The sequence below is a fragment of the Paraburkholderia sp. 22099 genome, assembly GCF_052045835.1.
Classification (GTDB): Bacteria; Pseudomonadota; Gammaproteobacteria; order Burkholderiales; family Burkholderiaceae; genus Paraburkholderia; species Paraburkholderia terricola.
On sequence record NZ_JBQEPU010000026.1, the window covers coordinates 66,844 to 81,712 of the forward strand.

At 63.1% G+C, this 14,869-nt stretch carries 11 protein-coding genes and 1 pseudogene; 7 read left to right on the top strand and 5 right to left on the bottom strand.

From position 1 onward, the window contains the following. Positions 1 to 8 precede the first annotated feature (8 nt). The 5 genes from ACTJLC_RS23105 to ACTJLC_RS23125 form a co-directional block, all read right to left on the bottom strand. A complete protein-coding gene (locus ACTJLC_RS23105; protein ID WP_310134604.1) occupies positions 9 to 2,507 on the bottom strand; it encodes an acyl-CoA dehydrogenase in 2,499 nt (832 codons plus the stop codon). Positions 2,508 to 2,845: 338 nt separating this feature from the next. Beyond that, the gene (locus ACTJLC_RS23110) at positions 2,846 to 3,892 is read right to left on the bottom strand and encodes a TetR/AcrR family transcriptional regulator (RefSeq protein ID WP_440845215.1); all 1,047 of its coding nucleotides are present in this window, start codon (positions 3,890 to 3,892) and stop codon (positions 2,846 to 2,848) included. Positions 3,893 to 4,147: 255 nt separating this feature from the next. Continuing rightward, complete coding sequence (locus ACTJLC_RS23115) at positions 4,148 to 5,371, bottom strand: MFS transporter (RefSeq protein ID WP_073429894.1); 1,224 nt, start codon at positions 5,369 to 5,371, stop codon at positions 4,148 to 4,150. Positions 5,372 to 5,636: 265 nt separating this feature from the next. Beyond that, a complete protein-coding gene (locus ACTJLC_RS23120; RefSeq protein WP_073429895.1) occupies positions 5,637 to 6,008 on the bottom strand; it encodes a hypothetical protein in 372 nt (123 codons plus the stop codon). A gap of 151 nt (positions 6,009 to 6,159) precedes the next feature. Next, positions 6,160 to 7,023: a MipA/OmpV family protein gene (locus ACTJLC_RS23125; RefSeq protein ID WP_084561427.1), complete on the bottom strand. Its 864-nt coding sequence runs from the start codon at positions 7,021 to 7,023 to the stop codon at positions 6,160 to 6,162. A 154-nt stretch (positions 7,024 to 7,177) separates the two neighbouring features. Between ACTJLC_RS23125 and ACTJLC_RS23130 the strand changes: the two genes are divergently transcribed. From ACTJLC_RS23130 to ACTJLC_RS23160, 7 genes and pseudogenes are all read left to right on the top strand, one after another. After that, positions 7,178 to 7,900 carry a response regulator gene (locus tag ACTJLC_RS23130; protein ID WP_440845218.1) on the top strand — a complete coding sequence of 241 codons (723 nt, stop codon included), beginning with the start codon at positions 7,178 to 7,180 and terminating at the stop codon, positions 7,898 to 7,900. Beyond that, positions 7,897 to 9,246 (top strand): sensor histidine kinase, encoded by a 1,350-nt coding sequence (locus ACTJLC_RS23135; protein ID WP_310134614.1) that lies wholly within the window; start codon positions 7,897 to 7,899, stop codon positions 9,244 to 9,246. The genes ACTJLC_RS23130 and ACTJLC_RS23135 overlap by 4 nt, the downstream gene beginning before the upstream one ends. A 121-nt stretch (positions 9,247 to 9,367) precedes the next feature. Next, the gene (cynS, locus tag ACTJLC_RS23140; protein ID WP_073429898.1) at positions 9,368 to 9,817 is read left to right on the top strand and encodes a cyanase; all 450 of its coding nucleotides are present in this window, start codon (positions 9,368 to 9,370) and stop codon (positions 9,815 to 9,817) included. Positions 9,818 to 9,842: 25 nt separating this feature from the next. Then, positions 9,843 to 10,688 carry a DMT family transporter gene (locus tag ACTJLC_RS23145; RefSeq protein ID WP_073429899.1) on the top strand — a complete coding sequence of 282 codons (846 nt, stop codon included), beginning with the start codon at positions 9,843 to 9,845 and terminating at the stop codon, positions 10,686 to 10,688. A gap of 262 nt (positions 10,689 to 10,950) precedes the next feature. Then, positions 10,951 to 11,127: pseudogene (locus ACTJLC_RS23150) on the top strand (SAM-dependent methyltransferase); the annotation flags it as partial. Between the two features lie 307 nt (positions 11,128 to 11,434). Beyond that, on the top strand, positions 11,435 to 12,079 hold the full coding sequence (locus ACTJLC_RS23155) for a hypothetical protein (RefSeq protein ID WP_073429900.1): 645 nt from the start codon (positions 11,435 to 11,437) through the stop codon (positions 12,077 to 12,079). A gap of 594 nt (positions 12,080 to 12,673) precedes the next feature. Then, entirely contained in the window at positions 12,674 to 14,854 is a 2,181-nt protein-coding gene (locus tag ACTJLC_RS23160; protein WP_073429901.1) for a TonB-dependent receptor, read from the top strand. Positions 14,855 to 14,869 lie beyond the last annotated feature (15 nt).

A 14,869-nucleotide genomic window follows, 5' to 3' on the forward strand; every position in this document is an offset into this window, starting at 1 on the left:
CAACCTTGTCAGGCTGCGGCTTCCAACGCCTTGTCGAGCGCCTCCTTGCGTTGTTGCAGACCGGCGAGCATGTCGAAGTCGGCCGCGAAATCGTCGACCTTCACGACTTCCGCGCCGTAGCGCGCATAGTCGTCGAGCACGCGGCGCTCGTCGGCGTCGAGCAAGCCTTTCTGCTCGGCGGACGCGGTCCACCCGGGCAGTTGCGCGAAGCTCTGCGGCATCGGTTCGAGCAGCCCTTGCTTGACCGCTTCACGCAGCTTCTGCTCGATCCGCATGAAGCGCGGGTTCAACTGGAACGCCAGTTCGCCGTAGCCGAGCGCATCCACATCGGGACGCGGTACATACGAATCGGCCACGAGACGCTCGCGCGCCGCGCCGGGCGTCTGCATCAATTCGGCGATGTCGCTGCCGAGCCGGTCGGACGGCTCGCGGTACGGCAGGCCGAATGGAAATGCCAGCGCCCGCACGAGGCCGGCGGCGAAGCGGTTCGGATAGTTCGCGAGCACGCCGTCGAGCGCGTGCTGCGCTTTGTACAGCGAATCCTCGACGCCCCAGCGCACCAGCGGCAAGTCTTCTTCCTGACGGCCTTCGTCCTCGAAACGCTTGAGCGTCGCCGAGATCAGGTAGAGCTGCGAGAGCACGTCGCCGAGACGCGCGGAAATGCGTTCGCGCCGTTTCAGATCGGCGCCGAGCACGAACATGGAGACGTCGGCGAGCAATGCGAACACGGTCGAGAGGCGGGTCGCCGCGCGGTAATACGGCAGCAGCGGACCGTGCGCCGCGCGCGGCCTCGCGATGAACGCGCCGCCCGTCACGCCGTGGACGAAACAGCGCACCACGTTGGAGAGCGTGAAGCCCGCATGGCCGAAGAACGCCGCGTCGAAATCGCGCAGCGCGCGGGCGCGATCGGTTTCGCGCGTCGCGGCCATTTCCTTCAGCACATACGGATGGCAGCGAATCGCCCCCTGGCCGAAGATGATCAGGCAGCGCGTCAGAATGTTCGCGCCTTCGACGGTGATCGAGATCGGCACCTGCTGATAGGCGCGCGCGAGAAAGTTCGACGGCCCCATGCAAACGCCCTTGCCGGCGACGACATCCATGCCGTCGTTGATGACCGTGCGCGCGCGTTCGGTGATGTGATACTTGGCGATCGCCGAAATCACCGAGGGCTTCTCGCCGAGGTCCACCGCCTGCGCGGACAGGCGGCGCGCGGCATCCATCACGTACAGATTGCCGCCCATGCGGCCGAGCGCTTCCTGCACGCCCTCGAACTTGCCGACGGCGGTGCGGAACTGGCGGCGCATCGCGGCGTAGGCGCCGGTGCCGCGCACGGCGATCTTCGCCATCCCCACGTTCGAGGACGGCAGCGAAATCGCCCGGCCCGCCGCGAGACATTCCATCAGCATGCGCCAGCCGTTGCCGACCTGCGCGCGTCCGCCGATCACCCAGTCGATGGGAATGAAGACGTCCTTGCCCGAGTTCGGGCCGTTCTGGAACACCGCGTTCAGCGGCCAGTGACGGCGGCCGATATTGACGCCGGGGTGGCGGGTCGGAATCAGCGCGCAGGTGATGCCGGGTTCGTCGTCGGCGCCGAGCAGATGGTCGGGATCGAGCGCGCGAAATGCGAGGCCGAGCACGGTCGCAATCGGGCCGAGCGTGATATAGCGCTTGTCCCACGTCACACGAAAACCGAGCGTTTCGCGGCCTTCGAAGGCGCCCTTGCAGACGATGCCCACGTCGGGAATCGCCGCGGCATCCGAGCCCGCGTAGGGGCTGGTCAACGCGAAGCAGGGGATGTCCTCGCCGCGCGCGAGGCGCGGCAGGTAGTGGTTCTTTTGCGCTTCGGTGCCGTAGTGCATCAGCAGTTCGGCGGGGCCGAGCGAGTTCGGCACCATCACCGAAACGGCGGCGGCCGAGCAGCGCGTGGCGAGCTTCATGATGACCTGCGAATGCGCGTAGGCGGAGAACTGCTTGCCGCCGTACTGCCTCGGAATGATCATGCCGAGAAAGCCGCGCTCCTTGATGTATTGCCAGCTTTGCGGCGAGAGGTCCTGCCACACCATCGTGGTTTCCCAGTCGTTCGCGAGGTCGCACAAATGCTCGCATTCGACGTCGAGAAACGCTTGCTCCTCGGCGGTGAGCGTGGCCGGGCCGTAGCCGAGCAGCGTGTCCCAATGCGGGCGCCCCGAGAACAGTTCGGCGTCCCACCAGACGGTGCCGGCTTCGATCGCGTCGCGCTCGGTCGGCGACATCTGCGGCAGGATCTTGCGGAAGAGCTCGAGCAGCGGCTTCGCGAGCCATGCGCGGCGCAGCGGTTTGATGGTCAGCACGAGGGCGGGGAGGACGAACAGAACGGCAAGCAAGACCGTCGCGGCCGGACCCGCGGCTCCGCTGACCTGCGCGGCCGCTACCCAGACGATCATGCAGGCGAGCCACCATGACGCGCGCGCCTGAACGTAGACGAGCGCGAGCGCCGCAATGACGAGCACCAGGATGAACCACGGCATGACGTTTCCTCCCTTTTCGCTGGGTCTTTTCGCTGCGTGCGAACGCATCCACGGGCGCGGATGCGTTCGCCGTCATGTTGTTTTTTTAAAGCTGACGCTTCGGTTCGGCTGCTTCGCCTGGACGCCTGGGCGACGACTTTGCCGGGCGGCCTGCTCGCGGCTTCGGGTCGCGCCTGCTTGCGCTTCGCGTCCAATCACCAATCCCAGTTCGGCAGCGTGACGTCGCTGAGATGCGGGACCTGGATGTGCGGCGCGGGTAGATGGCGCTCACGGCGTTCGGCTATGGACCGGCGGGTTCCTTAAGGTACATCGCCCGCATTCTCCGTGCCGCTTCCTCGCTAAGCCGCCCCTTGCGACGCATGATGAAACGAGTTCGCCGGAAGATTGCCGCCAGGGCGCTCGGCTTCCGGCATGGAAGCAGGTGGCGGTTGCTTACCGCCTTGCGCCTGCAGCGCGTCTGCCGCCGCAGCCGCAGCGGCTGCACCAGCACCAGCACCAGCACCAGCACCAGCACCAGCACCAGCACCAGCACCAGCACCAGCACCAGCACCAGCATCCGCATCCGCACCCGCACCCGCACCCGCACCCGCACCCGCACCCGCACCCGCACCCGCACCCGCCGCACCCGCCGCATCCGCCGCACCCGCACTCGGGCATTCGCCTGTATCCGTCAGGCCGCTTTCGGTGGCGTCGCCCAGCACCGCCGCGAACGCGGCCAGTTGCGTGCTGTCCGGCAACGGCGCCTTCAGCGCGGCGACCATCAGCGAGGCGAGGCGCGCTATCAGTTGCAGGTCGTTCATCGACTTGCCCTGCGAGAACTCGGCAATCAGGTCGTCGGTATCGGCGCCCGCCAGCACGCCGGAGAGCGCGCCAATCGCGAAGTGCAGACGCCAGCCGAGTTCCTCGCGCGGCAGATGCGGCAACGCGCGCTGGAACGCATCGAAAAAGCGCACGGCCACCGACTCGTAGTGCGCCTTCAGAAAGTCGCGGATGAACGCCGACGGATCGGTATAAGCGCGCCCCAGCAGCCGTAGAAACGCCTTGCCGCCGGCGCGCGGATCGCGTGAGAGCCGCAGCGCCGGAATGAACATCGCGCCGAGCACGTGCTCGCAGGTGAGCCGCGCGCCGAGCATCTGGTCGAAGCGGTCGAGCAGCTTGAGCCGCTCCTGGTTGAGCCGGTCGAGCCGGCGCGACAGCATCGCGTGAATCAGCGATTCCTTGCTGCCGAAGTGATAGTTGACCGCCGCGAGATTGACTTCGGCACGCGAAGTGATCTGACGCAGCGACATCGCCTCATAACCGCATTCGATGAAGAGCGTTTCGGCGGCGTCGAGGATGCGGGACTTCGTGTCGCCGGCATGCCGGCCTGTCGTGCGAACTGCCATGGGCGTCTCCTGGTTGCCGGCCGTGCGGCCCGCGAACAAGCGATTCAAGTGCGAATTTGAAACAGGCGTTTTTTTGAGGATAAGAAGGATGACGATGGCGATCAAGGCCGTCCGTGGACTAACTCCTCTAGAGGACCCGACGAAGGCCGGTCTTGTCCGTGACGCGCGGCGCGTCGGAGCGCGCGGAAATAAAAAGGCCGTTCCGATCGTGATCGGAACGGCCTCATGGGGCTTGCTTCTCCCAAGCGGACTGTTTCAGGTGACGCGTGCCGCGACCTGTCGTGCCGACTGCGTCATGTCGATGCCGCGGCGCTCGCGGCTGAACGGAATCAGTGCGGCGATCACGAGCGCCACGATGCCGATCACCACCGCCATCACGAGCGCGTAGTTGTTGCCGTGCGCTTCGGCGGCGCTGGCTTGCAGCGGGCCGTTGACCGAGGCGATCAGATTGCCGAGTTGATACACGAGGCCTGGGAACGTCGCGCGAATTTCGTCGGGCGAGATTTCATTCAGGTGCACCGGAATGACACCCCATGCGCCTTGCACCGAAATCTGCATGAGGAAGGCGCCTGCCGCGAGCAGAACCGGCGTGCTCGAGAAAGCCCACAGCGGCAGCACCGGCAGCGCGATCAGCGCCGCGATGAGGATCGCGCGCTTGCGGCCGATCCTCTCCGACGCGAAACCGAAGAACAATCCGCCGATAATCGCGCCGACGTTCAGCGTGATCGTGATCCACGAGACGGTATGCGCGTCGAACTGATGCTGCACGCGCAGGAAGGTCGGATATAGGTCCTGCGAGCCGTGCGAGAAGAAGTTGAACGCGGTCATGAGGACGATCGCATAGAGCGACAGCCCGACATTGCGCTTGAGCGTGGCGACGAGGCCCGGACGCGCCCGCTTTTCGAGCGTCTGGAAGGCCGGCGACTCCGGCACGTGCGCGCGCACGTACAGCACGAGCAGGGCGGGCAGCACGCCGACGAAGAACATGCCGCGCCAGCCGATGTATTGATAGAAAACGCCGAACACGACCGACGCGAGCAGATAGCCGCTCGGATAACCGGCTTGCAACAGGCCCGAGACCACGCCGCGCGACTTCGGCGGCACGGTCTCCATGGTCAGTGCGCCGCCCACGCCCCATTCGCCGCCCATCGCGATACCGAACAGCGCGCGCAGCACCAGCAGGGTGATGAGATTCGGCGAGAAGCCGGACAGCAATTCCAGCAGCGAGAAGCACGCGATGTTGACCATCAGCGTGGGGCGACGGCCATACTTGTCGGCGAGCCAGCCGAAGATCAATGCGCCGACGGGACGCATCATCAAGGTCAGCATGATGCCGAACGCGACCGCCGGGATATTCGTATTGAATTCCGCCGCGATATCTTTCAATACGAACACCATGAGAAAGAAATCGAATGCGTCGAGTGTCCAGCCGAGATAGGCGGCGATCGTGACGTTTCTTTGTTCCCGTGTCCAACTCATTGATTGTTCTCCAAAGTCCCCCAGATACCCGTTCAACCGCGGGCGGCTATGCGGGCCATATGCCTGTGGCATTGGCTTCGAGCGAGTGTACGCCGACTGTCAAGCGCTTGCATTGAATCGAACAGGCGAATATCCGGATTAATCGCAGCGCAATTGACTTACACAATCTCAATGCAGGGTGAATGTCGGAGAGATGTAATTATCGTATTAATGGCGTTGAATTTTAGTTTGGTTTTTGTAATGTATTTCTTTGGCGTGTCGCCAGCTATTCCGGTAAGGCCGACCTGAGCTTTTGGCAGGGGGCAATGCTTCTCGCGTATTCCAGCGCCTCGACCAGCACCTCGACTTCCTGCCGTGTTTCATCGAGCTTCTTGCGAAGCAGCCGATTCTGTTGAAGCGCTTCCAATAGATTCATGCTCTCGGCCAGATCGTTGCTCCGCAGCGCATCTGTTTGGTCCAGGTTCGACGTCCACGCTTTCCAGCCGGAGAGGACGCTGCCCGCCGAACCCGAGCCAGGGACTTCGTTGGGCCGCAACCCGCCGCGAGCAACACGCCGGCTGTCCATGCGGTCGCTTTCCGCGCTCTCGTCGAAGGCGGCGTGGCAACGCTGTGCTGTGCGAGACGGACCAAACAGCATCGAGCTGCTCCTGTGAAATGCGAAGCCAGGCGCGAGGCCGCTAAAGGCAAGCGGCTGCGTTTGGCCGGGTTTGAGCGAGTCTGAGCGGGTTTGAGTCGATAACGAGCGTGCTCCGGCGGCCCAAGCGCCGGACCACGCGACATGACCGGCTTTACTTGAATTGATACATGTAGCCCAGCCGGGCCGCGGGAATGAAACGCTTGCCGACGAGCGGACTATCGGAAATGCCGCTGCCGAGATGGGTGACCTGCAGATCGAGGCTGACGGACTGCTGTTGCGTGAGCCGGTAAGCGACTCGCGTCCCGATGGTGGTGTTCAGCGTGGATGTCCCGTCGTAAGCCGGCCGTCCCGCACGCGCCTCCGACTGCGTCACGCCATAGTAGTAGTCGACGTATTTGTCGCTCAGCCACCTCGTGTCGACATGCGGTTCGACGGTCCATTTGCCGAATTCGAAGGCTTTTCTGAAGTCGACGGCGGCCTGCTGCCCTTTGTTTCCGCCGACGAGGTAACTGGCGGTCAGCGTGCCGAATCCGCTCTGCCACCCGAGTGCCGGGCCGTACCAGAAGGTGACGCTCTTCCGGTTCTCCATGCCGTTGAGGATCGGCGCGTCGGAGCCCTTGTAGCCCTCCAGAATGCCCACTTTGCCACGCAGGGCCAAGGTGACGCCGTTCCATTGCCCGACTTTCAGATCGAGCGTCGTGGCGAACGCGCTGATCCATTTGTTATCGACGTAGAAAAGCGGAATCGGCGTGATCCTCGCGCTGTCGCCCTTATACGGCGAGGGTTCGATACCGACGCCCGCGCCCAGTCCCCAGTGGGTGACGTTGGTGGCATTGCTCAGGACGGTGAAGCCGGAATCGTCGGGATTGGTCGCGTTCTGCGCCCGGACGCTGCCGGAACCCAGCATAAGCGAGGCGGCGGCCAGCAGCGCCCGGTATTCGCGGCGACGATTTTTTCTCGCGGCATGCGCCAATGCGGCGCCTTCACGCCGCGCCGTTTTCGATGAAATTGCCATTCAGGAACCTCCAGTCGGGGAGCCCGAGATTACGCAGGAGATTCAACGGCATGATGTGCGGTTTTTTACGGCGCCGATACAATGTGTCGCCCCTGAAATACTGGGGATGAACGGCTGACATCAATCGTCGGGCCGCTCCGGTTAGCATTTGGGAATGACTGATATGCCGCACGTACTGGTGGTTGACGACGAGGAGGACATCCGGTCCTTGCTGACCGGCTTTTTTCGCAAGCATGGCCACGAGGTCAGCATCGCGACCGACGGACACAGCCTGTTCGCGGCACTCGATGTCCAGCACGTCGATATCGTCATTCTGGATGTCATGCTGCCGGGCGAGGACGGCTTCAGCCTGTGCCGGCGGATACGCGCAACCTCGAAAGTGCCGGTCATCATGCTCACGGCGGTGGCGGATCACGTCGATCGGGTAGTGGGTCTCGAGATGGGCGCCGACGATTACCTGGTCAAGCCATTCGATGCAAGGGAACTGCTCGCGCGAGTCAAGGCCGTGCTGCGCAGGACGACGCAAACCGGGGCCGCGGTGGTGGGCACCCACACCAGACCGGTACTGTCGTTTGGCGGGTGGCGTCTGGATATCGCCCGGCGCGAACTGCGCTCGGCGGACAACACACTGATCATTCTTTCCAGCAGCGAATTCGATCTGCTGCTCGTGTTTGCCGAGCACGCTCAGCGGGTGCTGACGCGCGATCAACTGCTCGACCTCACGCGCGGGTCGTCGCACGAGGTCTATGACCGGAGCATCGACGTGCAGGTCGGCCGTCTGCGCCGAAAACTCGACGCCGACGCCGAAACGCCTTCCGTCATTCGTACGGTTCGGGGCGGCGGCTATATGTTCATGCCAGCGGTTCGACGCGGATGAGCATCCGGTTGCGTCCGCCGGACACCATCGCGTGGCGGATTGCGCTCACGGTCGGCGCGGCCATCATCGGCGTGCTCGGGCTCGCCGTGCTCTTTAGCCAGCTTGCCGGTCCGACGGCCCGAGAGACCGCGTTGCTCGACCGGGCCGACGACACGGTCCGCATGATCGATGCGGCGTCGGCGATCGATCGCCCGCGACTGGCCCGCGCCGTGCAGATCGAGTCCAACCGGGCCGAATGGTATGCGGCCAACTCGACGGTCGCTCGCCGCCTCGCCGTGGCGCAACCGCCCGATGCGGATTCCGATCTGTCCAGGTGGTTTCTGATCGAGGGCCGCCAGCGTCCTCGCGTATTTTTCAGCTCGGACGATCCGCTCTCCGCCGGCATCCAGTTTGATCGCGGTCAACATTCCCGCGCCTATTTTCTGGCCGTTGAACTGCGCGACGAAAGCTGGGTTGTATTCATCGCCACACAGCGTGACTGGGGGCTGCTGCAACCCCGCCAGATCGCCGTGGCACTGGGATGTGTCGGGTTGTCGATTCTCGCGGCATCGGTGCTTGCGACTTACTTTCTCTCGAAGCCGATCCGGCAGTTCGCGGACGAACTGCGCCGCATCGGCGGCGATCCGCGCGCCGGTCCCGTCCGCGAGACCGGGCCGGGAGAACTGCGCGCGGCGATCGCGGCGTTCAACGCATTGCAGGCGCAAGTGCGCAAATTCGTCGAGGACCGAACGGTGATGCTCGCCGCCATGTCGCATGATCTGCGCACGCCGCTCACGAAGATCCGGCTTCGCGGCGAGTTCATCGAGGACGACGAGCAACGGGCGCGCCTCTTTCGCGACGTCGACGACTTGCAGGCGATGGCGGACTCGGCCCTGTCCTTTTTCAGGGACGACTATAAGGACGAGGAGACCACGGTTTTCGATTTCGCGGGACTTCTGCGCACCATCACCGACGATTATGGCGACCAGGGGCAGCCCGTCTCGTATGCCGGCCCCGATCGCCTCGCGTTCAACGGGCGGCCGTTCTCACTGCGGCGCGCGTGTATGAACCTCGTCGACAATGCGCTGAAATACGGCAATAGGGCGGAGCTGCAACTGAACCATTCCGCGACGGAAATCGTGGTCGAGATCAGCGATCGAGGCGCCGGCATTCCGCCTCACGCGCTCGAGCAGGTATTCGCGCCGTTTTTCCGCCTCGAGCAATCGCGAAACCGCAGCACCGGAGGGATGGGCCTGGGACTGACATCGGCGCGCGCCGTCATCCGCGCTCATGGCGGCGATATCGCGCTTCGCAACCGGGAATGCGGGGGATTGCAGGTTAGTGTGACCTTGCCGCTGATATCGTGATTGCGGGGTGTCATACTCGAATCGACGCAGATGCGCCCGAAGCGTGACGACAGACGAGGTAATCGGCACGACCGTGCCGGCAATGAAGACAACCGCCCGATATGTTCAACAGGAGCACGCCATGATTTCCAGCCGCAGTGAAGTGACGCAGATGATCGTTTCGGCGAAAGTCGCGCGAGGTCTCAAATGGAGCGGGATCGCGGAGCGCATCGGCGCGAGCAAGGAATGGACGACGGCCGCGTGTCTCGGGCAGATGACGTTCACGAAGCAGCAAGCGGAGATTGCCGGCGAGATCTTCGGTTTGTCCGACGAGGCGGTGGCGTGGCTGCAGATCGTGCCGTACAAGGGCTCCTTGCCGACCGCCGTGCCGACCGATCCGCTCATCTACCGGTGGTATGAAATCGTCAACGTCTACGGCACGACGATCAAGGAATTGATCCACGAGGAATTCGGCGACGGCATCATGAGCGCGATCGATTTCTCGATGGACATCCAGCGCGAAGCCGATCCGAAGGGCGATCGCGTGAAGGTGCTGCTGTCCGGCAAATTCCTGCCTTACAAGACCTATTGACAGCCTGTTGACAGTGAAGCGGTCCATGCCGCGTACACGAATCGCCGCGCTCACGACGCTCGCCATGATCGCGTTTGCGGGGAACTCGTTGCTGTGCCGCCTGGCGCTGAAAGGCGCCGGGATCGATGCGGCGACGTTCACGTTGGCGCGGGTGGTATCCGCCGCGCTCACGCTCTGGTTGATCCTGCGAATACGTGGTGCGCCGCGCGGCATCGCAGGCAACTGGTATTCGGCATTTGCGCTTTTTGTCTATGCAGGCGGATTTTCGTTCGCATACCTCGGCCTGCCGGCCGGCACCGGCGCGTTGCTGCTGTTCGGCGCCGTGCAGGCGACGATGATCGGCTACGGCCTTTGGACGGGGGAGCACCTGCGCGTGCCGCAGTGGGCCGGGCTGGTGTTGGCGCTTGGCGGTCTCATCGGGCTCGTTCTGCCGGGCATCTCGGCGCCGCCTCTGGGTTCGTCCCTGTTGATGCTGGGCGCGGGCGTCGCGTGGGGCGTTTATTCGCTGCGCGGCAGACGGTCCTGCGATCCGACGACCACGACCGCCGGGAACTTCCTGCGAGCCGTGCCGTTCGCGGCGGCGGTGAGTATGCTCACGCTTGCGCACACCTCGTTCGAACAATCCGGACTGATGTACGCGATCCTTTCCGGGGCAGTGACCTCCGGCGTCGGCTATGTCGTCTGGTACACCGCCTTGCGGGAATTGAAAGCGGCTACCGCGGCCACCGTGCAATTGAGCGTACCGGTCATTGCGGCGATGGGCGGTATCGTGTTGCTCGGCGAACCCTTGACGCCGCGCCTGCTGGTCGGTTCGGCCGCCGTGCTCGGCGGCATTGCATTGGTGGTGGCGAAAAAGCAGACCGTCAGATAGCGACACTTGCGTGTCGATCGGCCTCGCGCATGGAGATCCGCTCGAGCGCTGTCGGCGGACCTGAGACGGATGCGGTCCGGCGCCGGGTTCGGGCAGGTGATATTCTTTCTGCTCACCGCGTTTCCACATGTGGATGCTGTGTGGCACATCCCTTCGTCAGTCGCTCGTGAGGCGCGACATCCTCATTCTTTTCCGCATGGCGCGGCACGGCGCGATGCGTCGACTCGAAGCGAAGGTGAACACCAATACAGGATTGAACGTGATGCACGACAAGCGAGATGTGGCGCCGGACAGCACGGCAGCGCGCGTCGCGTTGTGGCGCGCGCTGCATGTCGAGGCCGATCCGCCGCCGCATGTGCTGGAAGACCGGATCGGTCTCGCGTTGCTGTCGCCGGACGAGGACTGGCGCCGCCGCGCAGATAGGGACCCGCGATTCACGCCGTATCTCGGCGCACGATCTGACGCAACGCTACTTCGCCGGCAGGACAGATGAGCTGCGCCCGCCGAGGAATACGGAGGCATTGCTGGTGGTAAGCACCTGGCTGGGGGGCCGTGTCGACACGTTTGCGCTGCAAAACACCGGGTTGTGGTTCGGGCACGGCAATAGCGGAAGGACCGCGCCGAGCACGACAGAAGATGTCGACGCGGCCATGCTCACGCCGCGCGCTTCGGCTTCCCGTTTACAAGTCATATAGCGAGTCATAGCGATCAGGCGTTCGCGAGAGCGCCTTTCAGCGGAGAGGTCAATGAAAACAGGGAAACCAAAACGGACTCGTCGGGATGCGGACGATCTGTTCCCCGACTTGCAACAGAGCGGCGTCAATCGGGCGAGCCGCCCTGATAACCCGTTCGGACATGAAACCTTGCAGCGGGCCGCTCGCACCGATCGTGACGAGGCCTCACTCTGGAAAGACAATCTCATCACGCTGCCCATGGCGATCGAGTTGCCCCCTGGCTATAAGTCGGTGTCTCATGTGCGCGACGTGATGGCGCGCGTATGGCGGGTGAAATGGCTTAGGGAAACCAGCAATGAAGTCGTTGCGGATTTCCCCGAGGGTTGGTCCGCCGTTCGTCCGAAAAGCGGACCCGTGGAGTTGCGCGATCCGGCCGGTATCGTTCGAGGCGTCCATGGTTGGGCGGAAGACGCCGAACTCAGGATCTTGCCGAGGTATCGGGTGGAATCGCAGGAGAATAGTTCGAGCGGGCTCGGCAGTTTGCTTGTTCGCGACCGCGAGACTGGGCAGATTCTCGAACGGTCGTCGCAGTGGTCGGCGCAGACCGGCACCCATCATCCGGACTGGGCGAGGCTCTCCGCATGGCTCGACTCGCACTATCCGCTTCATCGCGATCCGCTGCGGTTATGGACGGACTGCGAAAGCAATCCTGGTTGAGCGGGGAAGTGCCTTGCCGGTCGTTGGCTTGTCTAATGAAAGCCGATGTGTTGTAAAAAGGCTAGCGTGCCGTGACCTCTCGCCGATTACGGAGGCCCTCCGCTCACGCTGTGTCGGCTTTTAGAAAGCTTGAGCGGAGCGCTTGAACGCACTTGCGATGTGGCGTATGCCTGGCGCCCAAAGGCTCGATCAATCGTATCGACTCGCTCACGTTTCATTGCGTTGCCCGAATTAACGATTGGATGCGGGACCTTGCGCCTCGTTTGATAATCATCCGATTATTGCGGCCATTATTTGCGAAGGGCGCCTTGGCGCATGACCTGCGTCCACCCAATCCTTGACCGAGGCGCGAGTTGTTTACGTTTGCCCTTCATCGGTAATATTCAGAAACAAATTTATTACGGCAAGTAACGCAACGCGCAATTGATGCGCCGTTATGCGTATGGAATGATAGCGGCTCTCATTTAGACACCAGCCAGCCATCCCGTCGTCCTCAACTTTGTGGAAGACCGGCAGCCAGCCAAACTGCCGACTTGTCATCGATACCGTGCTTTTCATGCGGATCTGGCAAGCACACATCTGACGGGATTTCCAATGTTCAACCACACGCCGCTCGCGACTGCGTTAGCGCTAGCTTTTGCCGTTCCATTCGCCTCGCCTGTACTCGCACAGACCGCTTCACCCTCTCCAGTGCAATCGTCGCCGTCCACCAAGGCGGCTGACACTACGACGCTGCCGGCCATCGGCGTCGCGGCCCAGGCCGAACAACAGGATTTCCAGGCGGAACGCTCGACCGTGGGCGCGAAGACGCCGACGGCCTTGCGCGATATTCCGCAAACCGTCACCGTGATCAACAAAGCCGTGCTGCAATCGCAGGGCGCGACCTCGTTCCAGGATGCGCTGCGCAATGCGCCGGGCGTGACCATCGGCGCGGCCGAAGGCGGGCAGATCGGCAACAACGTCAATCTGCGAGGCTTTACCGCGCAGAACGACATCTACCTGGACGGCTTTCGCGATCGCAACCAGTACTACCGCGACACGTTCGATCTCGAACAACTCGAAGTGCTGTACGGTCCGTCGTCGATGCTGTTCGGCCGCGGTTCGACCGGCGGCGTGATCAATCAGGTGAGCAAGAAGGCGAATCTCAAGGACTCGGCGGAAGTGTCGGCCATGATCGGCACCGACGACCGCTATCGCACGACCGTCGACGTGAATCACAAGCTGACGGACACCGCGGCGATTCGCGTCAACGCATTCGGTCAAAGCCTGGGTTCGACGCGCGACGCGATGAAGAACAAGGACTACGGCATTGCGCCGCAAGTGCGTTTCGGCATCGGCACGCCGACCGAAATCACGCTGTCCGCGCTGATCCAGCACAACCGCGACATGCCCGATTACGGCGTGCAGGCGTTGAACGGCCATCCGGCGCCGGTGCCGAAAAACACCTTCTACGGCCTGACCACCGACCGCACCGTTCAAGACGTGCAGATCTTCACCGCCGGCATCAAGCACAAGTTCTCGGACAGTCTCACGCTGAGCAACCAGACGCAGTTCTCGCATTCGACGACCGACGCGCGCGAAACCGCGCCGCAAGCGGTGTTGACCGGTCCGCTCGCCACCAGTCCCGCGCTGAGCAAGGGCAATTACACGACGTTGTCGCCGTCGCAACTGTTCATCAAGTTGCAGAGCCATGATCGCGTGATCCAGAACCGCTCGGTGTACAACGACACGATGCTCGAATACAAGTTCGACACCGGCCCGCTCAAACACGATCTGATCGCCGGCTTCGAACTCGGCCACGACAGCTATTCGAACCAGGCGTATACGCGCAACAATTTGCCGGTCGTGTCGATGGTGAATCCGGCGTATCTGTCGTCGCCCGCCGGCGTGACCACGATCACCGCCAACCACGCCGATTCCGGATCGAACGAGATCGGCGCCTATCTCAACGACACCGTTTCTATCGGCCACGACTGGAAGCTGATCGGCGGGCTGCGTTGGGATCGCTTTCAGGCGCAGATTCACAACACGGTCAGCTTGCCGGGCTACGCGACGCAAACCAATTTCTTCACCAGCGTGCGCGCCGGCGCGATTTATCAGCCGACCGACTGGCAGTCGTATTACGTGTCGTATGGCACGTCGTTCAATCCGTCGCTCGAGGCGCTGACGGTGACCAATCTGACGCAGAACCTCGCGCCCGAGTCGACCCGGTCATATGAAGTCGGTGCGAAATGGGATCTGCTCGGCGGCAATATCTCGGTGACCTCCGCGTTCTTCCGCGAGGAAAAGACCAACGCGCGCACCCAGGTCTCGCCGACCGAATACGAGCTCGACGGCAATGTGCGCGTCGACGGATTCCAGGCCGGCGTCACGGGGCATCTCACCGACAAGTGGCAAGTGTTCGGCGGCTATACGTACATGGACGCGATCATTCTCAAGGCGCGCGACGGCAACCAAGGTCATGTCCCGGCGAACACGCCGCGCAATACGCTGACGTTCTGGACCACGTATGCATTGACGCCGCATTGGGAGATCGGCGGCGGGCCGATTTATATGTCGCCGCGTTATGCGTCGAACACGAACTACGTGCGGGTTCCCGGCTACACGCGCTGGGACGCGACCGCCGCTTATCATGCGAAGAAATTCGACGTCAGGCTGAATCTGCTGAACCTGACCAACAAGCAATACTACGATGCACTGATTCCATCGGATGGCGGCCGTTCGGTGCCGGGCATCGGGCGCACGTTACTGGCGACGTTCGACTACCGGTTCTGACCCGGCTCGATTGAA